This is a genomic window from Paenibacillus sp. WLX1005 (assembly GCF_046603685.1).
In the GTDB taxonomy this organism is placed as follows: Bacteria; Bacillota; Bacilli; order Paenibacillales; family Paenibacillaceae; genus Saccharibacillus.
Genome location: NZ_CP176756.1, coordinates 3,350,972 through 3,372,781, shown reverse-complemented (window position 1 = coordinate 3,372,781; position 21,810 = coordinate 3,350,972). Strand labels below are relative to the sequence as shown.

Annotated in this window: 18 protein-coding genes; 11 read left to right on the top strand and 7 right to left on the bottom strand. The window is 46.6% G+C overall.

Annotation, left to right across the window (positions count from 1 at the left end):
- Positions 1-141: 141 nt before the first annotated feature.
- The 4 genes from ACE3MZ_RS14350 (at position 142) to gyrA (ending at position 7,478) form a co-directional block, all read left to right on the top strand.
- On the top strand, positions 142-1,044 hold the full coding sequence (locus ACE3MZ_RS14350; RefSeq protein ID WP_411346799.1) for an ABC transporter ATP-binding protein: 903 nt from the start codon (positions 142-144) through the stop codon (positions 1,042-1,044).
- Positions 1,037-2,026, top strand: coding sequence for an ABC transporter permease (locus tag ACE3MZ_RS14345; RefSeq protein WP_411342839.1), 990 nt, complete (start codon positions 1,037-1,039; stop codon positions 2,024-2,026). Before ACE3MZ_RS14350 ends, ACE3MZ_RS14345 begins: the two co-directional genes overlap by 8 nt.
- 707 nt (positions 2,027-2,733) lie before the next feature.
- Positions 2,734-4,713, top strand: coding sequence for a DNA topoisomerase IV subunit B (parE, locus tag ACE3MZ_RS14340; RefSeq protein ID WP_411342838.1), 1,980 nt, complete (start codon positions 2,734-2,736; stop codon positions 4,711-4,713).
- 296 nt (positions 4,714-5,009) lie between these two features.
- On the top strand, positions 5,010-7,478 hold the full coding sequence (gene gyrA, locus ACE3MZ_RS14335) for a DNA gyrase subunit A (protein WP_411342837.1): 2,469 nt from the start codon (positions 5,010-5,012) through the stop codon (positions 7,476-7,478).
- A 393-nt stretch (positions 7,479-7,871) separates the two neighbouring features.
- Here gyrA and ACE3MZ_RS14330 read toward each other — a convergent pair whose 3' ends face one another.
- Positions 7,872-8,483: a DUF4865 family protein gene (locus tag ACE3MZ_RS14330; RefSeq protein WP_411342836.1), complete on the bottom strand. Its 612-nt coding sequence runs from the start codon at positions 8,481-8,483 to the stop codon at positions 7,872-7,874.
- Positions 8,484-8,778: 295 nt separating this feature from the next.
- On the opposite strand from ACE3MZ_RS14330, the gene ACE3MZ_RS14325 reads away from it, so the two are divergent.
- The gene (locus tag ACE3MZ_RS14325; RefSeq protein WP_411342835.1) at positions 8,779-9,723 is read left to right on the top strand and encodes a LysR family transcriptional regulator; all 945 of its coding nucleotides are present in this window, start codon (positions 8,779-8,781) and stop codon (positions 9,721-9,723) included.
- Positions 9,724-10,197: 474 nt separating this feature from the next.
- Here ACE3MZ_RS14325 and ACE3MZ_RS14320 read toward each other — a convergent pair whose 3' ends face one another.
- A complete protein-coding gene (locus tag ACE3MZ_RS14320; RefSeq protein ID WP_411342834.1) occupies positions 10,198-11,322 on the bottom strand; it encodes an RluA family pseudouridine synthase in 1,125 nt (374 codons plus the stop codon).
- A 5-nt stretch (positions 11,323-11,327) separates the two neighbouring features.
- A complete protein-coding gene (locus ACE3MZ_RS14315; protein ID WP_411342833.1) occupies positions 11,328-12,191 on the bottom strand; it encodes a class I SAM-dependent methyltransferase in 864 nt (287 codons plus the stop codon).
- A 454-nt stretch (positions 12,192-12,645) separates the two neighbouring features.
- Here ACE3MZ_RS14315 and ACE3MZ_RS14310 point away from each other — a divergent pair, with 454 nt between their 5' ends.
- From ACE3MZ_RS14310 to ACE3MZ_RS14300, 3 genes are all read left to right on the top strand, one after another.
- On the top strand, positions 12,646-13,056 hold the full coding sequence (locus ACE3MZ_RS14310) for a hypothetical protein (protein ID WP_411342832.1): 411 nt from the start codon (positions 12,646-12,648) through the stop codon (positions 13,054-13,056).
- A gap of 412 nt (positions 13,057-13,468) precedes the next feature.
- Positions 13,469-13,921, top strand: a complete 453-nt coding sequence (locus ACE3MZ_RS14305; RefSeq protein WP_411342831.1) for a flavodoxin — start codon at positions 13,469-13,471, stop codon at positions 13,919-13,921.
- Between the two features lie 41 nt (positions 13,922-13,962).
- Complete coding sequence (locus ACE3MZ_RS14300; RefSeq protein ID WP_411342830.1) at positions 13,963-14,727, top strand: hypothetical protein; 765 nt, start codon at positions 13,963-13,965, stop codon at positions 14,725-14,727.
- Between the two features lie 225 nt (positions 14,728-14,952).
- Here ACE3MZ_RS14300 and ACE3MZ_RS14295 read toward each other — a convergent pair whose 3' ends face one another.
- The 3 genes from ACE3MZ_RS14295 to modA form a co-directional block, all read right to left on the bottom strand.
- The gene (locus tag ACE3MZ_RS14295; RefSeq protein ID WP_411342829.1) at positions 14,953-15,810 is read right to left on the bottom strand and encodes a GNAT family N-acetyltransferase; all 858 of its coding nucleotides are present in this window, start codon (positions 15,808-15,810) and stop codon (positions 14,953-14,955) included.
- Positions 15,811-16,141: 331 nt separating this feature from the next.
- Complete coding sequence (gene modB / locus ACE3MZ_RS14290) at positions 16,142-16,819, bottom strand: molybdate ABC transporter permease subunit (RefSeq protein ID WP_411342828.1); 678 nt, start codon at positions 16,817-16,819, stop codon at positions 16,142-16,144.
- Positions 16,816-17,700, bottom strand: a complete 885-nt coding sequence (gene modA, locus ACE3MZ_RS14285; protein ID WP_411346798.1) for a molybdate ABC transporter substrate-binding protein — start codon at positions 17,698-17,700, stop codon at positions 16,816-16,818. The genes modB and modA overlap by 4 nt, the downstream gene beginning before the upstream one ends.
- Before the next feature lie 393 nt (positions 17,701-18,093).
- Here modA and ACE3MZ_RS14280 point away from each other — a divergent pair, with 393 nt between their 5' ends.
- Together ACE3MZ_RS14280 and ACE3MZ_RS14275 are read left to right on the top strand one after the other, a co-directional pair.
- Positions 18,094-19,221, top strand: a complete 1,128-nt coding sequence (locus ACE3MZ_RS14280; RefSeq protein WP_411342827.1) for a substrate-binding domain-containing protein — start codon at positions 18,094-18,096, stop codon at positions 19,219-19,221.
- 109 nt (positions 19,222-19,330) lie between these two features.
- Entirely contained in the window at positions 19,331-19,672 is a 342-nt protein-coding gene (locus ACE3MZ_RS14275) for an antibiotic biosynthesis monooxygenase family protein (protein ID WP_411342826.1), read from the top strand.
- Positions 19,673-19,732: 60 nt separating this feature from the next.
- On the opposite strand, the gene ACE3MZ_RS14270 is transcribed toward ACE3MZ_RS14275, so the two are convergent.
- Positions 19,733-20,104 carry a hypothetical protein gene (locus ACE3MZ_RS14270; protein WP_411342825.1) on the bottom strand — a complete coding sequence of 124 codons (372 nt, stop codon included), beginning with the start codon at positions 20,102-20,104 and terminating at the stop codon, positions 19,733-19,735.
- Positions 20,105-20,895: 791 nt separating this feature from the next.
- On the opposite strand from ACE3MZ_RS14270, the gene ACE3MZ_RS14265 reads away from it, so the two are divergent.
- The gene (locus ACE3MZ_RS14265; protein WP_411342824.1) at positions 20,896-21,810 is read left to right on the top strand and encodes an NUDIX hydrolase; all 915 of its coding nucleotides are present in this window, start codon (positions 20,896-20,898) and stop codon (positions 21,808-21,810) included.

Here is a 21,810-nt window from a genome sequence, read left to right as displayed (position 1 = left end):
CATAGGAAGGAGCCGTATCGCATGAACAACCCCGGATTGAATCTCCCTATCAGTCAATCGCATATCGTTACATCTACGTTGCCACAGGAACACGAAATCGTTCTGTCGGCTGAACATGTTAAGAAGAAAATCGGCAAACGCATGATCATCAAGGACGTGACCTTTAACGTGCGCGCAGGTGAAATCTTCGGTTTCCTCGGACCGAATGGAGCCGGTAAGACGACGACCATCCGTATGCTTGTCAATCTGATCCGTCCAACGGAAGGCAAGATTACGATCTGCGGCTACGACGTGACCCGTGAACCAGAAAAAGCGCTTGCTTATGTCGGCTCTATCGTTGAGAACCCGGAAATGTATCCATATCTGACGGGCTGGGAAAATCTACAGCATTTCGCCCGTATGCAGCCCGGTGTGGATGAAGAGCGTATTATGGAAGTCACGCGAATTGTACGTCTAGATGAGCGTATCCACGATAAAGTGAGCAAATACTCGCTTGGTATGCGCCAGCGGCTCGGCATCGCGCAAGCATTGCTTGGACGCCCGCGACTGCTTATTTTAGATGAGCCAACCAACGGTCTTGATCCGAAAGGGATTCGGGATATGCGTCTGTTTATTCGCGAATTGGCTGCACAGGGAATGGCAGTGTTCGTTTCCAGTCATTTGTTGAGCGAGATTCAGTTGCTCTGTGATCGTGTCGCCATCGTTGGCAGCGGTCGTGTAATCGCGGTTGGCAGTGTAAGCGAACTGGTGGAGGATAAGGAGCATCTTGTCATCTGGGAATTGGAACCGGTGGAGCAGGGAACTGCATTGCTACAATCGTTGCCTGATATTACCGTACTTGATCTGAGCGAAGCGCATTTGGATAACGATACCGCCGCTTCACTCACAACCGGCAGTATCATTACCCGTACCCCGGAAGAGCGTATTGCGACGACCATTCAAGCTTTGGTACAAGCCGGTATTGCCGTGAACAATGTACGCAAACTAAATCCTACCCTGGAGCAGCTGTTCCTCGGCATAACGGAAGGTGAGACGATTGAATAGCATCTGGCCGCTCGTACAGAACGAAACGATCAAGATTATCAAGAAAAAGAGATTCTATGTCGTGCTGCTAGTGCTGCTTGTACTTGTGCCGATGTTCACCTACGCCTCCATGCGCGAAGCTCAGGAAAATCGCCAGAAATTTGGTGATGATTGGCGTACTGAGCTGCAACAGGCAATTACCGACAATCAGAACTCGCTCGGCAGCGACCGTGTACCAGAGGAATGGAAAAAGTACCGCCGGATCTTCATCCAGCAGATGCAATATTATTTGCAAAATGACGTCAATCCGAATGAACCGGGCGGCGTCACATTCACCCGTGAGTTTCTGGACAATTCTAGCAGCTTGTTTATCCCGTTATTGATTATGACGATTGCTTCAGATCTCGTATCTGGCGAACGGACTGGCGGTACGATCAAGATGTTGCTGACGAGACCGGTGCGCAGGTGGAAAATCCTGCTCAGTAAGATCATTACGCTCGTCATGTTCGTATCGCTGATTGTTATATCCACCTTTATTATCTGTTACGGTATATCCGGGCTAGTATTTGGGTATTCCGGGTTTACGATACCGGTGTTTACCGGATTCCAGCCGAGTGATACCGGAGTCAATATGGATACGGTGCATGCGATTGACCAGTGGCAATTCATTCTAATGCAGCTGGGATTGATCTGGTTCGTCGGTCTGACCGTCGGCTTGCTGGCATTTATGGTGTCTGTGCTGGTGCGCAGTACTGCCGCCAGTATCGTCATTATGATGGCAGCACTTATTGCCGGGACGATCTTAACGAACATGGCGGCATCATGGAGTAGTGCGAAGTATTTGTTTATGGTCAATCTTGGATTGACTGATTATCTATCCGGTAGCCCTGCTCCGATTGAAGGCATGACCTTGCCATTCTCGCTCGCCGTGCTTGGGACATGGGCAGCCGTTTCGCTCATCATTTCCTTTGCTGTCTTTACGAAGCGTGATGTGCTGAATTAGAATTGATCAATCATCATAATTCCTGTCTGTCGACAACAATTGCGTGTCGGTAGACAGGTTTTTTTGCATGCAGAGACGAGGATGTAGAATCTACTTAGATGAGATGATAGTGCTAAAACAATGCTGAAATAGTGTGGAAGATTAAGCTCAATTCAATATGTCATAGACCACACTTTCCCATAAAATAGGCAAGGGAACGACACAAAAAATCCATATGAATCGTATATCGTTTACAGATGGCGGTTTATATTTTTCGCAAACTTGCCGAGAAAAGAGATATCAACGTTGTACAAACGGTTTAAATGTATATCATCTCTCAAGGCGACAGACATCATACGCTGCTACTCTGTCCACAAGTTCCTAACCGGAATACGTAAACGCGAGACATACATCGCGATTATGCGCAATATTCCCTTTACGAAAGTCATGATATAGATTAGAATGAATAAAGGAAATGCAAACATGTGTTTGGGTATTGCGAACATGATTTTGCGATATTACATTTTATGTAAATCTAAAATGTGCGTTGGACGCTAGGTATGATATGCTTAACCGATGTAAATTATCTTAAATATATATCCAGTAGTAGTTAGACAGCGGCTTTATTGTTCATCTGCTCTGGTATAATCGCGGATGAACCATTATACTAGCAAAGCGTAGTTCAAACAGGACCTAGCAATATTGAAATGAACAAAGGGGGACCTTGAATGGTCGAGATCGATTCCAGAACAACTTCATCCCGTGGCGTGAACCCGCAGTCGTCCGGGTATGATGCTGACGACATTCAGGTGCTCGAAGGGCTTGTCGCCGTACGGAAGCGTCCGGGGATGTATATCGGTAGTACAAGTTCGTCCGGACTGCATCACCTTGTCTGGGAGATTGTGGACAATGCAGTCGACGAGCATCTTGCCAAACATTGCAACAGAATTGAAATCAGCCTCAATAAAGACGGTTCGGTAACCGTATATGATAACGGCCGCGGCATTCCGACGGGCATGCACAAAAGCGGCATCCCGACACCGCAGGTCGTCTTTACGATTTTGCACGCCGGTGGTAAATTCGGCGGTGGTGGATATAAGAAATCTGGCGGTCTGCACGGCGTAGGTGCATCGGTAACGAATGCCCTATCCGAATGGCTGGAAGTCGAGATTTACCGTGATGGTAGTATTCACCGTCAGCGTTTTGAATACTGGACGGACAAAAAGGGCAAAGAGCATGTTGGCGAGCCAGTGAGCGGACTTGAAGTGATCGGCAAAACGAAAATTACCGGCACCAAAGTTACCTTTAAACCGGATATTCGTGTATTCCAGAACGGCATTGCGCTGAACTATGATACATTGTCTGAGCGTCTGCAAGAGATTGCATTCTTGAACTCCGGTCTGGAGATTCTGCTCAAGGACGATCGGAACGACAAAGAAGATCGCTTTTATTATGAAGGCGGCGCCAGTCAATTTGTCGAGTACCTAAATGAAGGCAAAGACGTACTGCATGATGTGATTCACTTCAATGCAGAGCGCGACGATATCGAAGTGGAGATTGCCATGCAGTATAATGCAGGCTACACCGAGACAATCGCTTCTTTTGTTAACTCGATTCCGACACGCGGCGGCGGTACGCACGAAACAGGCTTCAAAACTGCCTATACGCGTGTACTGAACGATTATGCCCGCAAGAACGCTATGATCAAGGAAAAGGATAAAAACCTTGAGGGCGGCGATCTACGTGAAGGCATGATGGCGGTCATCAGTGTCAAGATGTCCGAAGTCGAATTTGTTGGTCAGACGAAGGATCAATTGGGTAGTTCGTCCGCACGCGGTGCGGTGGATGCGGTTGTAGCTGAGAACATGCAGCGTTTTCTTGAAGAAAACCCGCAGGTCGGTCAGAAACTGATCAAAAAGGCAGTTCAGGCATCCCGTGCGCGTGAAGCGGCGCGGAAAGCGCGCGACGATATGCGTACCGGTCGCAAACGCAGCGAAAGCTCCAACCTGAACGGCAAGCTGAGTCCGGCACAGTCCAAGGACTTTTCCAAAAATGAATTATTCATCGTCGAAGGTGATTCCGCGGGCGGTTCAGCGAAACAAGGTCGCGATTCCAAAACGCAAGCGATTTTGCCACTCAAAGGAAAACCGATGAACCCGGAAAAAGCAAAATTGGCAGATGTGATGAAAAACGAGGAATATCGTGCGATCACCGCAGCAATCGGTGCAGGCATTGGTACCGAATTTGCCTTTGAAGATAGCAATTATGCCAAAATCATCATCATGACCGATGCCGATACCGATGGAGCGCATATTCAGGTGCTGCTGCTGACGTTCTTCTATCGGTACATGAAACCGCTGATCGATCAAGGGCGTATCTATATTGCTCAGCCGCCGCTGTACAAAATTACGCAGCGCTCCGGGAAAAAGACCGATGAGCAATATGCTTGGACCGACGAGCAGCTGGAGCAATCGCTCAAAAAATATGGCAAAAACGTCGAATTGCAGCGTTACAAAGGACTTGGTGAGATGAACCCGGATCAATTGTGGGAAACGACAATGAACCCGGAAAGCCGTACGTTGCTGCAAGTACAGATCGAAGATGCTGCCAAAGCAGAACGCCGCGTCTCCACATTGATGGGTGACAAGGTCGATCCGCGTAAACGCTGGATTGTCGAAAATGTTGATTTCACCGAGTACGTCGAGTAACCAGATGATTGTAATGATCGTTATATTCTATACAAGCAAGTAAAGGCAAATACAAGCAAGCATATAGGCAGACTAGACCGATGGTACTATTGCTTTTCGATAGAAGAAACACACAACAACAAGCTTGATGTAGAGTATGACGCATCATCCACTGTTATATAAGCTGTAAGCAAACAACAAAGCTGCCAGCTGCAAATGGGAATGAGACACCTGTGTGGATGGCTTTCATTCCTTTTTGCATGGTGCAGCATTTGATCACAATCCGGCTGGACCGGAGGGTAAGGTAAGGTGAGTGAATGGCTACGAATGAAAAATATATGCCGGCGTTTCTGGAAGAAGTCGTCGGTGACCGTTTTGGTCGATATTCCAAATACATTATTCAGGATCGCGCGATCCCCGATGTGCGCGATGGTCTGAAGCCGGTACAACGTCGTATTTTGTATGCGATGTACGAATCCGGCAACACCCCCGAAAAAGGTTACCGCAAATCTGCCAAAACCGTCGGCGACGTCATGGGTAACTATCACCCGCACGGTGACGCATCCATTTATGACGGTATGGTACGGATGGCGCAGCCGTGGAAAATGGGACATACACTCGTAGATGGACACGGTAACTGGGGTTCCCCAGATGATGATCCAGCAGCAGCGATGCGTTATACCGAAGCGCGTCTGTCTTCTATTGCGATGGAGATTTTACGCGATATTGACCGCAATACTGTCCAATTCAAAGATAACTTTGATAATACAACCAAAGAACCGATGGTATTGCCTGCACGCTATCCGAATCTGCTCGTGAACGGCGTCAGCGGGATTTCTTCTGGTTTTGCAACCGAGATTCCGCCGCATAGTCTGCGTGAAGTGATTGACGCTTGTATCGCTTTGATGGAAAATCCGGCGATGGAGCTGGACGAGCTGATGAATTATGTCAAAGGTCCAGATTTCCCGACCGGCGGTATCATTATGGGCGGTAGCGGGATTCGCGAAGCATACGAAACGGGTAGAGGACGCATTTACGTACGTTCCAAAACAGAAATCGAAACGATGCGTGGTGGCAAGCAACAAATCGTGATTACTGAGATTCCGTATCAGGTCGTCAAAGTACGTCTTGTTACCGCAATGGAAAATATCCGTCTGGAGAAAAAGGTCGAAGGAATCGCGGAAGTGCGCGATGAGAGCGGCCGTGATGGTCTGCGTATCGTAGTGGAATTGAAAAAGGATGCCGATGCCGCAGGTATTCTGGCTTACCTGCTCAAAAAGACCGATCTGCAAGTAAACTACAACTTCAATATGGTCGCAATTGTCAACAAAGCACCACAGCAACTTGGCTTGAAAGGTATTTTGCAGGCGTATATTGCGCATCAGCGTGAAGTCGTTACCCGTCGTACTCGTTACGATCTAGATAAATTGGAGAACCGTGCGCATGTGCTGGAAGGTCTCGCCAAAGCACTGAATATTCTCGACGAAGTGATCTCTGCTATCAAAGCATCGAAAAATCGTCAAGATGCGCATCAGAATCTGCAATGGATGTTCGGTTTGACTGAGCGCCAATCTGATGCGATTCTGAATCTGCAATTGTACCGTCTGACCAATCTGGAGATCAATCAGGTGGAGAAAGAACTGAGCGATATCCAGAAAAAGATCAAAAATCTGCAATCCATTCTGGATAGCGACAAAAAGCTGATTGGCGTCATCAAAAAGGAATTGATGGAAAGCCACGAACGTTTCGGGATTAATCGTCGTTCCGAAATCCGCGATGAAGTGGAAGAGCTAAAAGTCAATCTGGAAGTTATGGTCAATTCCGAGGATGTACTAGTTACACTGTCCAACGATGGCTATATTAAACGGACAAGCATGCTGTCGTTTACCCGTTCTGGCGGCGAACGCGGTGGCTCTGGTGCCAAAGAAGATGATTATATCCGCAAAGTACTGGATGTGAACACACTCGATAATCTGCTTGTATTCACCCAGCGCGGTCAATACTTCCTGCTACCGGTTCACCAGATTCCAGACTTCAAATGGAAAGAAAACGGAACGGCAATCGTTAATGTCATCTCCATGACACGCGAAGACCGAATCGTTGATATTATTCCAGTGCGTAGTCTGGATCAAGAGCAGGGTAGCCTCGTATTTGTGACCAAACGTGGACAGGTGAAACGAACCGAGCTGAAAGATTATGCGACCAAACGCTCCGGCGCAGTCGCTGCTTGTAAGCTGGGCGAAGGTGATGAGGTTATCTCCGTAAGCCGCGGCGAACAGGCACGCGATCTGATGCTGATTACCCGCAATGGCATGAGTATTCGTTTCCGGATAGAAGATGTCAGTCTGATGGGGCGTGTATCTACTGGGGTACGCGGTATTCAGCTGGTGGACGACGATGCTGTTGTAAGTGCACTATGGATCGACAGCGAAGAAGATGGACAACTGCTAGTTATGACTGATCTCGGTTATGCAAAACGCACGTCCATGCTGCAATATCAGACCCAGAGCCGCGGAGGTAAAGGGGTATCGACCTTTGAGCTAAAAGAAGGCAAACGTGTCAAACCAAACGGCAACGCCATTATTGCGGCTTACGTATGTCGCGATCATCGCTCCTTTATCGCTATTACACCACCAAATCGCACGATTCCATTTAACAGCAAACAAGCACTGCAAACCGACGAACGTCGCCATATCGGGAAATCCATCGTTACACTGGATAAAAACGATGTGATCATCGCTGTACTGGAAGACTTGTCGGCAGCAGCAGATAAAGATCAGGCTTAATTTTATAAGCTGGAACATGAGTAGGATATAATGTGCTTGCGTTGATTATACGGTTAAAGCAAAGCTTGGAATTACAAGCGTTTGAACGCTTAGCCTCTTAATCAGCAGGTACAATACCGCTCGACAAACGCACGAATGTACAAAGGTATATAGTAAAAGCAAAAGCCGTCTGAGATGCAATTCAGACGGCTTTTGCTATACGCGCCAACGCTATACGCGCCAACGCTATACGCGCCAACGCTATACGCGCCAACGCTATACGCGCCAACGCTATACGCGCCAACGCTATACGCGCCAACGCTATACGCGCCAACGCTATACGCGTGATATTTAAGATGTATTGTGACTTCTCAACACTTCATTTCGTTCAATCCCAACAAAGTTCAAACAACCTCATATCTCATCGCCAATACCTGCACCTATATTTTCATTCAACTCCAAGCCCAGCGACCAATGCAAAACCTCATACATCGTACATCCATCAGGCACAGTTGTCGGCAGATCATTCAACAAATAGAACTGACTATACGCCCATTTATCCGGGTTATACATCAACAAACTCCCTTGACTACCATACTCATGCCAAGCATATCGACGATGTAGATCATGCTCAATCTTTTGCGGCAATCCTTTCAGCGAATGGGTAGGTGTAATGATCCCTTTACACTCCACCACATATCGAATTTCCCGTAACAATGCCGCTTCGGGAATATGTATCTTGAGCGGCACCCCAATCTGCACATGCTGCCAGCCAAACGAATCCAGAATCGCATCATAAGGTCCATCAAACAAAAAAGAATTCATTCCCCCCTGTTGCTTCCATACATACAGCGGACAATAGCTATTTTGTCGATTGCCACCAACTTGACGAATCGTTATCAAATACGCCTTAAAGAACAAATCTTCAAACCCATCTGTTTTGTGTCCATTGCGACGAACGCGTTCGCGAATAATCTCCATATCATAATCCGCAGGCAACCCAATCTCATACTGCATCCCGATCATACGAAGCACTCCTTTTTCGCTCATACTTGAGTAAGGGATGAAATACCATACCCGTATTGTACCGTTCGCCTATCGTTCCGTATAATGATTAGAAATGAACCATGGTATCATTTTCAGTGATATCTAATTTCAAGCAAAATCTTCATCCATGTACCACCATACTTGCTATACACAATTTCAATAGCGCATAGATGCAGACTTTGCTTATATAAAAGGCTCAACCGCATAAAAGAAAATGACTTGAATACGATATGTCATCCATACGGGATATCATCATCTAACAAGGAGGCGCACAATGGAATTAAACGATCTGGAGATTTTCTGTAAAGTAGCGCATACGCAATCCATGTCAGCCGCAGCACAGCAGCTTGGTTATGTACAATCCAATGTCACTACACGTATACGCCGATTGGAAGACGAATTGCAAACGCCGTTATTCCAACGCACACCTCGAGGTGTGCTTGTATTACCAGCTGGCGAACGTTTACTAGAATATGCGCACTCCATTTTGGAACTTGTACAGCAAGCGAAGAATGAATTTGCACCTAGTTCCTCTCAACAGCTACCGACGTCACTACGGATTGGTGCAACATCTACGATTACTACGGGGTATCTCGCTGAAGCAGTATGGGATCGAGACATGGCGCTAGATGTGTATACACGACCAACACAGCAATTGATCTCCATGCTACTTGCTGACGAATTGGATGGTATTTTACTCAATCGCAATTGGACAGAAGCGCGACAGGCTGTATGTATCTTCCGAATTCACGAAGGGATTGGCTGGATTCGTTCGGCATCTCTGCATGTCCAATCGGACGAATCGTTGGCAGAACAGCTTCATCAGCTACCCATTCTTATTATCCGGGACACCGATTGTCCATACCGCCAGGCAACGATGCAATACACAAGAAATCATCCGCGCTATGATTGGAATATCCGCGAAGTGGATACACTGGATATGATGCTCACGTTGATCAAGCAGGGCAGAGGCGCAGCTATTTTACCAAAAACAATCGCCCTCCATCCTGAGCATCAACCACATATTCAATGGTCACAACCACCGCAGAACGAGATGCCATTACACGTTGAGATCGGCTACTACGAGATGAGTAAACGCCCACCTGCTCCATTTGCATATACTGAGTCCACGCCAAACGCAACCATATATCCCAATCTGCAACATGATAAACAAATCGCAGCCTTAAAACGACTGATGACGTCTTCACTTCAGCAATAATGATATGCCATATGACAAAACGACGCTCCAAACAAATGAACGATTCTCCAAACAAAGTAACTACGCTCCAAGCAAATGAACGATTTTCTAAACAAAGTAACTATGCTGCACAGCAATTTAAACACAATCAAGTCTTTCGCGTTATTGAAGCCAGATGCCTGCTGCGAAGGTTGGGCTTGATCAGTAGACGATACAGCGACGCCGGCTCCAGCTTGAATCTAAAAAATCCAGAATACAAAAACCATAAACATCATAAACACCAAAATCCATAAATCCCAAACATTCTAAATCCCCAAATAGTTAGAACATAAACAACTCTCAATCCAAATGTAACTTCAACAAAAAAGCTTTCCTCAGCACCATTCAACAATCACATCGTTGTACAGTAGAGCTGCTCAATAAAAGCAGCTACATCCATCCAAAATGCTGATTGCGGTTTCGCACAAGAGAAAAGCTTTTGATACTACTATTCTATTAGTCTTGCTCGCGTTCCAACCGTTCTGCCAGTTGATCATATACATGTTCTGACCATTGATTCCAAGGACGTAGGCGCGGTGGGAGCGACAGAATGCGAATCTGTTCGTCTTTGACCGGATGTGGAGCGCCTGCCAGTACCGACCAGAGCGCCAGTTGCTCACCCGGACGGTTGACAGTTACACCATATCGCTGATCACCATATAGCGGATAACCGGCATGCGACATTTGCACTCGAATCTGATGCGACCGACCGGTATGCAGCGTAATGAGCACCAGTGACAGATTAGCTTGCGTATGCGTTGCCAGCACCTCATAATCCAGCACCGCATCTTTTCCGCCGGGTGTGCCAGAAGCTACAACGGCAGAGGTGTTCGTACGTGTATCTTTGAGCAGTGTATCGCGTAACGTTGCTTTCGGGCGCGCTGGAATGCCGCGCAGTACAGCAATATAACGCTTCAACAATCGCCCATTCCGTACGGAATCCGACAGGCGCGAAGCGCCTTTGGATGTTTTGGCAAATAACATTGCACCGCCAACCGGACGATCCAGACGATGAACAAGTCCGAGAAATACATTGCCCGCTTTTTGATGCCGTTCCTTGAGATCCTGTTTGATCAAGGTCAGCATATCCTCGTCTCCCGTATCGTCCGCCTGCGAAGGGATATTGACCGGCTTCACGACGCCGATTACATGATTATCCTCATATAATACAGGAATGCTGACTAAACGAGCCGTTGCCTTGGATAGGGCATTTGCCGATACATCAGCATGATCGCTGTGCATAGAATGCTCTTTATGGGAAGAAGCTGTCTCATTGGCGGAACGAGCCGCCGTTGAAGAATCATCATTTCTACGGCGAGCAGATTGTTTTCTGTCTGATGCGCGATGACGATTGGAGCTGTCTCGATAAGAAGCACCATACTCCCTTTTTGATTCGTCGCCGGATGTGCGCGCATTGTGCTGCGAGCGTGTAGACGAATTGGTTCCTTTTTTGCGAGCTTGAGCGGTATTTTCTTTACGTCCATTCATAGCTGAATGAGACGATGATGTGTTAGCGTACGGTTTATGCTGCTTGTTGCGAGTGCCGGAGCCTTTGTTGGAGCCGGAAGAGCGTGATGTCATAACAATCAGCTTTCCCAGCGTCCGAGAATACCGCATGGCAGAACCATATCGGAATTCGTAATCGGCAGTCCGATTTCACCGGATGAGATATGCCCGCCAAACCGCTTCTTCAACGTCATATTCAAAATATTCGACAATACAGTCGGCGCGAGTCCTGTTGTGTACGAGTTAATCAGCAGGAATAGCGGTTGATCCGACATGATGCTCATGCACGATTCGAGGAATGGATACAGACTTTGCTCCAGCTTCCACATTTCGCCGCCAGGACCGCGTCCGTACGATGGTGGGTCCATAATGATCGCATCGTATTTGTTGCCACGGCGCTGCTCGCGTTGAACGAATTTGAATACATCATCTGTAATAAAACGAACCGGACGCTCGCCGATACCGGACAGCTGATGATTTTCCTTTGCCCATTGCACCATACCTTTGGCTGCATCGACGTGTACAACTTCAGCACCAGCAGACGAAGCGGCTACTGTTGCACCACCCGTATAGGCGAACAGGTTGAGTACAGAGATCGGACGTCCGGCATTGCGAATTTTGTCCATCATCCATGCCCAGTTCGCTGCTTGCTCTGGGAACAGCCCGGTATGTTTGAAATTAGTCGGTTTGATGTGGAATTTCAGGTCTTGAAAAGCCAGCTCCCAACGTTCTGGGATTTTGCGTTTCCATTCCCATTCACCGCCGCCTGATGAGCTGCGATGATAGTGTCCGTGCACCTGACTCCAGCGTGGATCATTGCCTGTTTTGGGCCAGATGATCTGCGGATCGGGACGACGCAGCAAAATGTCGCCCCAGCGCTCCAGACGCTCACCATCGCCTGTGTCAATCAGTTCATAATCTTTCCATTGATCTGCAATATACATTGTCTAACCATCCTTATATTTAATTTTCACCGATTGGATCATTGGTATACATCGAATAGGGTATACGTGCAGGCATCTGCCGCAAATGTTCCTTCATGGTTCACCGCATTCCATTGTACAACAACGACATCACACACGCTATAGTAGTGTGATTAAAACCGCTCTATTTTGCGGTAAAAGAAAGGTAACGAAGCGCCAACATGATGATAGTTTGCCAAAACTGCTGTTGCCATCGGAAATTAGCATTTGCAAGCTTCAAAAACTGGAAGTGATTCTCCAGTAGCGGTATACTTATTTACACATACACATACACATACACATACACATACACATACACATACACATACACATACACATACACATACACATACACATACACCAGTACTCATCATATTTCATATAATCGTTCATTCAAACCGTTATCAGATCTTGATATCCGAAAGGAGAGAGGATTATGCAGCAGGGAGAACGCCGGATTGCATTATGGTTGATGGGAATTGGAGGCTTTGTAGCACTGCTTTTCTTGCAAACATTATTACCTGATCCGTTAGAGCATATCGGAGTATTGTGGTGGGGCATCATCCCGGCTGCAATCGGTTGCGTGCTCTTGCATTCGTCCAAGCGCAAGCAGCAGCAATGGATGGAGAGGCAGGTATTACGCATCGCCGCAGGACGCAACAATCGCTTCACGGCAGCCGATGTCAGCTTGTTTACGTCTCTAACGCTATCACAGGCTGGTTATGTGCTGGAAGATATGCGACGCAAAGGTCTGCTTCGGTTGTTCATCGCCGAGCACGGTGAGTTTGTATACGAGTTCAAGGATTTGCTATCACCAGAGCAGAAGTCGATGGCAGCGCCATTTTGAATCGTTGTGACGAATATTCCGCAATATCATCCCAATCACACTAGTAAAGGCGACAATAACAATGGAATGATCTTCTATATAGAGGATCGTTCCATTTTTTTAAGATAAAATGGAGTTTGATGTTGTACAAAATTCCAACATATCTATTAAGCCTGCCGTTGAGAATCGCAATGACAATACAAGGGCAATCTCAGTGTGATTCTCAATGAAATGAAACAAAATAAAATATAAATTTTGGAATTTAAAAATGCTTCTAAACAGCGCCACAACAACGTTTATACACAGTTAAACAATCGTTCCACATCCAGTATAAAATAAAAAATTCAAATTAAATGTTGACAATGAGAATCATTATCAACTATGATGTTCACAGAGAAACCGACGAGAGAAACAAGCATACAGGAGGATGGCTATGCCGAAATTTTTAATTGTGTTCGCCAGCTTGACCGGTAATACCGAAGAGATGGCTGACCTGATCGTGGAAGGCGTTCAATCCGCAGGCGCGGAAGTGGATGTAAAACAATCGATGGACGTGGACGCGGATATTCTGCTGGACTACGATGCAGTGATCCTCGGTGCCTATACCTGGGGCGACGGCGAATTGCCGGACGAATTCCTCGATTTCTACGAAGATATGGATGAGCTGGACCTGTCCGGTAAAAAAGCTGCCGTATTCGGTAGTGGAGACACAGCGTATGACCAGTTTGCCGCAGCGGTTGATCTGCTGTCGGAGAAACTGAAGGAGCGCGGTGCCGAGCTGGTGCAGGACAACCTGAAGATCGAACTGAATCCTTCATCGGAAGACAAAGATGTCTGCCGTAATTTCGGTAAACAGTTCGTAAACGCGGTTGCCAGCGTCGTATAATTAATCGGCAAAGTCTTGTTTGGAAGCAGGTGAATGACAGAATGAGTACACACACGATTGTTTCGGAGCCACCTGTGCTCCATGATTACAAGCTGGAGGATTGGCTGCGTCAGACCTATGGCGAACAAAAGCCAGCTTCCCCGTCCTCGCAACCGACGTGGAAGCAGCGCGTTCTGTACGCTATCGGTCATGCGATTAACGCATATTACAGCCTTTCCCCGGATATGCGGGAAGTAAGCAATATTGGCAAGCTGGTCGATTTTCGCTGGCCTCGCCGTCCGGTCGGGTTTGAAAGTGAAGCCCACTACTGGGACGTAAAGGACACTGTGATCGCTCATCTGGGCACATTGCTTGCAGAGCATCAGCATGCCCCACATCCGGTCATGTTATATGAACAGCAAAAGGTCATCGTGCCTGAATTGGGTGCGGAACTATCGTTGATTTTCCAGGCGGCATGGCAGATTCCCTGGACAACAGCGCAACCGGGTGTTGTACCACCTGGACACAAGAGCCTGATTGTCCAGAAATTTTTCTGGGAGCATGAGCCCCATCTGGAAGATGCGTTTATTCATCTGTCCACCGTGTTTTGTCGGACAGCCTTTGGCAGCATGCCGGAGCGTATCGAGATGTTCAACATCTCGGCAGGTACGGTTAGCCACCATATTCCGTCAGCGGAACAATATGGTCGCTCGCTCGATTACCTGGAATTGCTCCGCCATGCCGTGCCGGGCGGAAATACGATCTGCGCCAATTGCAGAAGTAACGCCGGTACGGCATACCTTGCTCCGAAATGGAGCCTCACTTAGGTGAAAGAGGACGGTATCAAAATCCCCCATCATTTTGATGCCACTTGCCTTTTCACATATATACGCAACACATGAACATACGGCCTTCCCTGTTACAGGGGAACAGGACTGTTGAACCGTCTGTCCCAGTCATGTACGGAAAGTTCAGCAGTTCTGCAAAAAAGCGTTTATCCAGCGGTGGACCGGACCTCCATCGCTGTGATAAACGCTTTTTGTGTATGTTGATTATCGATTGGTTTTAGCAGCAGCATATACATATTCATAATAATCCTGTACATCCTCATGCACAAATCCACATGATTCGTATAAATGCAGTGCCCGCGCATTATCAGCGACGACATCCAGCCACACATGCTTGCCTTTTGCTTTCTCATCCAATGTAACCTGCCGCAGAGCGCTACGTCCAATCCCATGCCCGCGCAGCGCCGGATCAACGACAAAGCCATAAATCCAGCTATGTTCGCCCTGACGATCGACTTCAATTTTACCAGCAGCCAGCCCTTGATACTCAATGATATGCATTACCCGCGATAACGAGCGATGTGGACTAGATAACGCTGCTAATGTTGAAAATTCCGAAATGTCGAATGCTTCTGCATCCAATCGTGCCCACAATTCGGCATCGTCCTGTGTAAAGGGTCGCAGCGATACAAGCTCCGTACTACCAATGCCAAGCCCGCTCATATCGTCTCCCAATTTGAGAGTATACTCCACACTATGCAGACCGGCGTGCCGCGATGACGCCCATTGTTGTCCATCTTTTGAAGAATGAGGAATGTTAAAGAGGATTTTCTGTTTGTTTTCTAATAGGTTGCTATCTGTTACTTGTTTCCATAGTTTGCTAAACCGACCTTGATGCCGATAATCTGGGTGGGTCATGCCACAGATTTCGACGTTGGCTCCAAACCGGTACAATGCTAGAAACGAGCGTAGTTCGCCATCTTCATAATCAAAAAAGTCTTCAAGACTTCCGGGAGCGCGGTTTTTGAGCATATCCCAGTTCAGTTTCAGCATAATATGATCCTGCTTTTCGCAAATCGCCTGTAATTCAGAAATATCAGAAAGCTGATGAAGCTTGAGCATGAATATACAACCTCTTTTCGGTGGATGACTGCATTCATAAGGTAGAAACGTAAGAAGCTATGCCAATCTAGTTCGTCGTACTGCAAGAATAGGAATATGGAATTGCCTATGTAAACGAAGGGATAATATGCTGGATGACAGAGCGAAAACAGATATAAGCTGGAACACAATCAAGCGAAGTATAGATGATACTTTATCATAGCATTCTCAATTAAATTTTTCAAAATAATGTTTGAATGTCAAATATTTGAATGGAATATGGAAATACAGATTTTCGATTCTATATTTCGATCTTATACATAGCTCCGGAAAACAATAAAAACGCGACTCCCTAATCGGAGCCGCGAATGTTGCTAGTTAATAATAGTAGGATAAACGAGATCAGAATCGTAATGATGGTCATGCTCCAGGCAAGCTGCATATTGCCCGCATCGACAGCGAAGTAAATGGCTGTTGGCAAGGTTTGCGTTTTGCCGGGAATATTGCCTGCAACCATCAGCGTAGCGCCGAATTCACCAAGCGCCCGAGCGAATCCGAGTACAAAGCCGGTAATTAGCGAACGCCAAGCGAGTGGTAGAATCATATACAAAAGCACCTGTAACTCATTAGCGCCTTGTGAGCGTGCCGATTCTAGTACATCGCGGTTGACGAGTGCAAATCCGGTTTTGAGCGTCTGGTAGACGAGTGGGAAGGCGACAACGGTGGCGGCAATAACCGCACCGGTAACGCTGAATACGATTGGCTGATGCGTGAGCCATTCTGCCGCCTGACCAATCCAGCTACGTCGTCCAAGGATGGTGAGCAGAAGCAGACCGACTACAGATGGCGGCAGGACAAGTGGCAACATGAAGATTGTTTCCAGAATAACTTTACCGGGAAACGAATATTTGCCCATCAGTGTTGCGACCGCAATCGAAATAATAAATACCGCGATACTGGAAAAGCAGGCGATTTGCAGCGAAAGCGTTACTGGAAAGCCAATGCTGTCCCAGGACCAGGCTTCACTCATGAGGTAGCAGCGGCCTTGTTAAAGCCGTATTTAGCAAAGATCGCCTGGGCTTCTTCCGTTTGCAGATACGCATAAAATTGTGCTGCATCTTCGCGGTGAGTAGTAGCGGACAGTACAGCTGCCGGATAGACGATTGGATCATGACTGTCTTCGCTAGCAGTGAAGGCGATCTTCACACCATCGGATTCCATCGCATCGGTTTTGTATACAAAGCCTGCATCGGCGTTGCCTGTTTCGACATAAGAGAGCACTTGCTTCACGTCTTTGGTTTGTACCAGTTTGGCTTGCAGGCTATCCCACAGATTGGCTTTTTCCAGTGCTTGTTTGGCATACATGCCAGCAGGAACAGATTCTGGTGTACCGATAGCGAGACGCTTGATGCTATCAGCGCTCAGGTCTTCGACATTTGCCGGTGTTGTAGTGCTATCTTTGGGTACAACAAGTACCAGTTCATTTGTCAGCAGGTTGATTTCATGGTCTTTATCAACCAGTTTCTCGTCGATCAGGGCTTGCATTTGTTTGCTGCCTGCGGAGATGAACAGGTCAGCCGGAGCACCTTGTTCAATTTGCTTTTGCAGTGTACCGGAAGCAGCGAAGTTGAAGGTCAATTTGACATTCGGATATTTAGCTTCGTACAGCTTTTGAATTTCTTGCAGGCTATCCGTCAAACTTGCAGCGGCGGAGATGGTCAGTTCGGTAATTGCAGTGGAACTACTTTCATTGCTTGCCGCTGGTGTGGATGTAGAGTTGGAATCTGTTGTTGTATTCGCTGTTGATGAGCAGGCGCTGAGCATGACAGCCAGAACGGTCAGCATGATCAGAACTGTCATGCGCAGACGCGAAGCTGAGCGACGGGATGAAGTAGAAGAATGGGATGGCATATTCATTTAAAATCCTCCTTAATGATATGTATTATTTCGCCGTATCATGCAAAATGTACGTACTAAATCATACAGGATAATACTAATTATATCTAGTTATATTTAAAGTGGCTTAGGTTTAATTTTTGCGAATTGAAATACGGTCTATACGCAGGTAAGATGAACATAGCTGAAACGGTGGTATTTAGTTCGGCTATCGTTGCTTATACAAACCTGATCCAGCTGAATAGATAAATCATGAACATATTGTGTCAGCTATAGAGTGTGCAAGTATGTAACCTGTTTTATCGTACAAAGCCATCGTTGTTTATCACCATCTATACTACAATGAACGATATATTAGGAAATGAATGTATTGGAACTAGAAATTTTGAAATAAGGAAGGGACTGCATATGAGCGAGCAGATATCCTATACAACTGAAGAAATCGCCCGTCTGCTAAAAGTGTCCAAGCTGACGGTGTACGATCTGATCAAAAAAGGCGACTTGCCCGCCTATCGTGTCGGCAAGCAGATGCGTATCGATCATGACGATCTGGAGCAGTACAAGCAGCGTTCCAAAGATGGCATGCTACGCGAAAATGCAGGTCAATTGCAATTACAGGAGTTCCAAAGTGGCGGACTGGCACATGTTCCCGCATCTGGTCTGGCACCGGATGCAGCTAATCATCTTCCACCAGAACAGCGTGGTACAGAAGAAGCGGGTGCTTCGCCAGCATTTGTACATGCCGCTTATGCGCGTCCAGAAGAGATTTTGCGCAATGTAGGCAATGTGCAGCCGATTACTGAAGAGCCTGTGACGCCGCCCGTGAATATGAAGACGATTGTGATTACCGGTCAAGATACCAGCCTCGATCTGCTGGCACGTTACATGGAAAAAGAACAACGTTACCGTCCGCTGCGCTCTTTTGCCGGTAGTATGGATAGTCTTGTCTCGATGTATATGGGCAATTCGGATATTGTGAGCACACATTTATTCGATGGAGAGACGGGCGAGTACAATTTGCCGTATGTGAACAAGCTGATGGTGTCTCATCCGTTTACGCTCATTAATCTGGCTTCCCGGCGTGCAGGTTTGTATGTGCAGCGGGGCAATCCGAAACGTATTACAGAGTGGCAGCAGCTGGATCAGCGCGGCATCCGTATCGTTAATCGCGAGCGCGGAGCCGGGGCGCGGGTACTATTGGATGAACAACTGCGGCTACATCATATTCGTCCATCTACATTGCAAGGTTATGACCGTGAAGAAACATCGCACATCGCTGTAGCTGCGCGTATTGCTGCTGGTGAAGCGGATGTAGGGGTAGGTAGTGAGAAGGCAGCCGCACTGGTCGGGGTGGAGTTTGTCCCGCTTACATTGGAGCGTTATGATCTGGTCGTGCTGAATAAACCGGAAAATGCCGAATGGATTGCTCTGTTGAAGCGTATTTTGCAATCGACGGAGTTTCAAAATGAACTGAAAGCTATCGGTGGATATGATCTGTCACGTACAGGTGAAATTTTGCATGAGAGCGTATATTGAACGCATACTATAATAGGTTAGTATAAAACCTTTTGTTTTGACAATGATAATGATTATCAATTATAATATACTCATTCGCCGGAACCAACTGGTGTAAGGAGGGATTAGTATGTTCGTTATTTTACGTACAATTACGGTCAGTGAAGGATCTGCCGATCAAGTTGTAGAGCGTTTTAGCCAACCGGGAAGTGTTGTGGCACAACAGCCGGGTTTTGTTGATATGCAGGTGCTGGTCAAGCAGGTGCGCCGCGGAGAAGAAGAAGTCTTGATTATGTTCCGCTGGGAATCGGAACAAGACTGGAAAAACTGGGAGAAAAGCGATGCCCATGTTCAAGGTCATCGCAACAAAGCCGGTCAACCGAAGCCTGAATATATTTTGAATGTAAGTCATGCAAAATACGAAGTGAAAGCTGTAACAACAGCGGTCGATGAAACGAAACCTACGGTGTAACATAAATAAAAAACCTTCCCCGATTGCAGAGGAAGGTTTTTTGCTATTGGAAACGAAAGATCAAGCACGCGAGTCAAACGGTTCAATCGTCACATGTCCCTGATCGACCATAGAGCCTTCGTACGCTTTCTGCGCAACTGAGATTCGCTGACTAATTGGTAGCGCATGTTCATACGTTCCGCTTTGCAATTTCAGTGCAGCCAGTTCCTGATACGAGGCGACCGCAGGCATCGCGGCAGGCAACACTGTATGATTCGCCGGGATTTTCTCTAACAGCTGATCAAATTGCACACTTGTATCGGTAGTCGTTTTTACTGGTTCCTGACGGGTACGTTCCGTTTGTTCGCCGACTTTTTTCTCGAAAATCTGGCGTGTATAAGCAGCAAAATCAGCAGTGATTTTACGTACGGCATCAATAGGATTAATTCTCATGGTTTCACTCCTTTACCTTCAACGGGTAAACATTGTACACCTTTCTGCAATGCCTCCGTATTCGTTCATCGGCAGCGTAACGTAGCTGCTTCGTGTATCACATCATCTACGCAAAATGCGATATAGGCATATGTTACACATAGTATACCTTATATATCGGTTATAACAGCAATGATATTACTGATCATTCATTAAAAATTTAAATGATTCACACAATCATCCATGTATAAGTCAACGATCCGCATCATTGTTTATACGCAACAGCAGCTTAATAGTTTCGCTTTAAGGAATTCATTGTTAGAGAAAATCGGAAACGCAAATCCGAAACCGGGTTGACGATGATACAACAACTGAATATAATAACGATATGTTATTAACATTTAGATAATATTAAAAAGAGAATTAGTAGCTTGATTATCTTGATAATGAAGAAGCAAGAAGCAAGAAGCAAGAAGCAAGAAGCAAGAAGCAAGAAGCAAGAAGCAAGATAGATAGTAGATGTATAGTAAGCGTAGCAGTTATGTAAGGATAATAACGATAATTAGTGAATACAACGAGTCGATATTAGTAACTAAAAAATAGAAATGTAGACCAAGTACAACGACTATTTCAAAATAAAAGCTCTATTCGTATGTACAAGTAGCAAGTATGTAAATAGCACATGTATAACTAGCAAGGATACAGTCTAACACTCATTATGTAACCACTATCTACTGTATGTAACAGATCTGCGCGTATGATCTTATCTTTTATTCATTGAATATGAACATAATGAAAACGGAGGAAACAGGATGAGCCATGATCAATCAGAGCAGCCGGTGGACGCACAGGGGCTGACAGAGCATGAATATTTGGACAGGTACGACGCATCACAATTTGAACGACCTTCGGCAACTGCGGATATGCTGATTTTTACGATTCTGGATCAGGAGCAGGATAACTATCGTAAATTGCCGGAGAAATCACTGCATTTGCTGTTAATTCAGCGCGGAGAGCATCCTTTTCTAGGGCAATGGGCGTTGCCGGGTGGCTTTGTCGGTATGAATGAAAGTCTGGATGAAGCGGCGGCGCGTGAATTGCATAGTGAGACTGGATTAGAGCGCATCTATATGGAACAGCTGTATACATGGGGCGATGTGAATCGTGATCCACGAACTCGGGTCATTAGCGCTTCATATATGGCGCTTGTCGATTCCACCAGTCAACAGGTGCGTGCGGGTGAAGATGCCAGTGATGCTCGCTGGTTCAAGCTTGATTACCGAATTACGCAGGAGAAGAAGATACATCTGGAAGACGGCTGTCGTTTGGAAAAGGAAATGCAGGTGACGTTATCCCATCAACACTTACAATTAAGCGGCATAGTGCGTGTAACGCGCACGTATCATGGTACGGTGGCAGGTGTGAATTGGGAAGTGCTGGATCATGGCGGTATCGCATTTGATCATTTAAAAATGATTGCTTACGGATTGGAGCGACTGCGTAGCAAGATTGAATATACCGATATTGCGTTTAACCTGATGCCGCCGCTATTCACATTATCAGCGCTTCAGCAAGTATATGAGATTATTCTGGATCGTGAATTGCTGGCACCCGCTTTCCGTCGCAAGATGGCGACGCGTGTGACAGCTACGAATGAGTATACGAAGGATGCAGGACATCGCCCATCTCAACTGTACCGCTTCCGCCCAGAATGGGAAGACGCTTGA

Bases quoted from the DNA above. Each gene is read 5' to 3' on its own strand.
- ACE3MZ_RS14310 (WP_411342832.1), top strand. From the start codon at position 12,646: ATGCAGCAGGGAGAACGCCGGATTGCATTATGGTTGATGGGAATTGGA.
- ACE3MZ_RS14300 (WP_411342830.1), top strand. From the start codon at position 13,963: ATGAGTACACACACGATTGTTTCGGAGCCACCTGTGCTCCATGATTAC.
- ACE3MZ_RS14305 (WP_411342831.1), top strand. From the start codon at position 13,469: ATGCCGAAATTTTTAATTGTGTTCGCCAGCTTGACCGGTAATACCGAA.
- modA (WP_411346798.1), bottom strand. From the start codon at position 17,700: ATGCCATCCCATTCTTCTACTTCATCCCGTCGCTCAGCTTCGCGTCTG.
- modB (WP_411342828.1), bottom strand. From the start codon at position 16,819: ATGAGTGAAGCCTGGTCCTGGGACAGCATTGGCTTTCCAGTAACGCTT.
- ACE3MZ_RS14280 (WP_411342827.1), top strand. From the start codon at position 18,094: ATGAGCGAGCAGATATCCTATACAACTGAAGAAATCGCCCGTCTGCTA.
- ACE3MZ_RS14350 (WP_411346799.1), top strand. From the start codon at position 142: ATGATCATCAAGGACGTGACCTTTAACGTGCGCGCAGGTGAAATCTTC.
- ACE3MZ_RS14295 (WP_411342829.1), bottom strand. From the start codon at position 15,810: ATGCTCAAGCTTCATCAGCTTTCTGATATTTCTGAATTACAGGCGATT.
- ACE3MZ_RS14330 (WP_411342836.1), bottom strand. From the start codon at position 8,483: ATGATCGGGATGCAGTATGAGATTGGGTTGCCTGCGGATTATGATATG.
- ACE3MZ_RS14320 (WP_411342834.1), bottom strand. From the start codon at position 11,322: ATGACATCACGCTCTTCCGGCTCCAACAAAGGCTCCGGCACTCGCAAC.
- ACE3MZ_RS14270 (WP_411342825.1), bottom strand. From the start codon at position 20,104: ATGAGAATTAATCCTATTGATGCCGTACGTAAAATCACTGCTGATTTT.
- ACE3MZ_RS14315 (WP_411342833.1), bottom strand. From the start codon at position 12,191: ATGTATATTGCAGATCAATGGAAAGATTATGAACTGATTGACACAGGC.
- ACE3MZ_RS14265 (WP_411342824.1), top strand. From the start codon at position 20,896: ATGAGCCATGATCAATCAGAGCAGCCGGTGGACGCACAGGGGCTGACA.
- gyrA (WP_411342837.1), top strand. From the start codon at position 5,010: ATGGCTACGAATGAAAAATATATGCCGGCGTTTCTGGAAGAAGTCGTC.
- ACE3MZ_RS14325 (WP_411342835.1), top strand. From the start codon at position 8,779: ATGGAATTAAACGATCTGGAGATTTTCTGTAAAGTAGCGCATACGCAA.
- parE (WP_411342838.1), top strand. From the start codon at position 2,734: ATGGTCGAGATCGATTCCAGAACAACTTCATCCCGTGGCGTGAACCCG.
- ACE3MZ_RS14275 (WP_411342826.1), top strand. From the start codon at position 19,331: ATGTTCGTTATTTTACGTACAATTACGGTCAGTGAAGGATCTGCCGAT.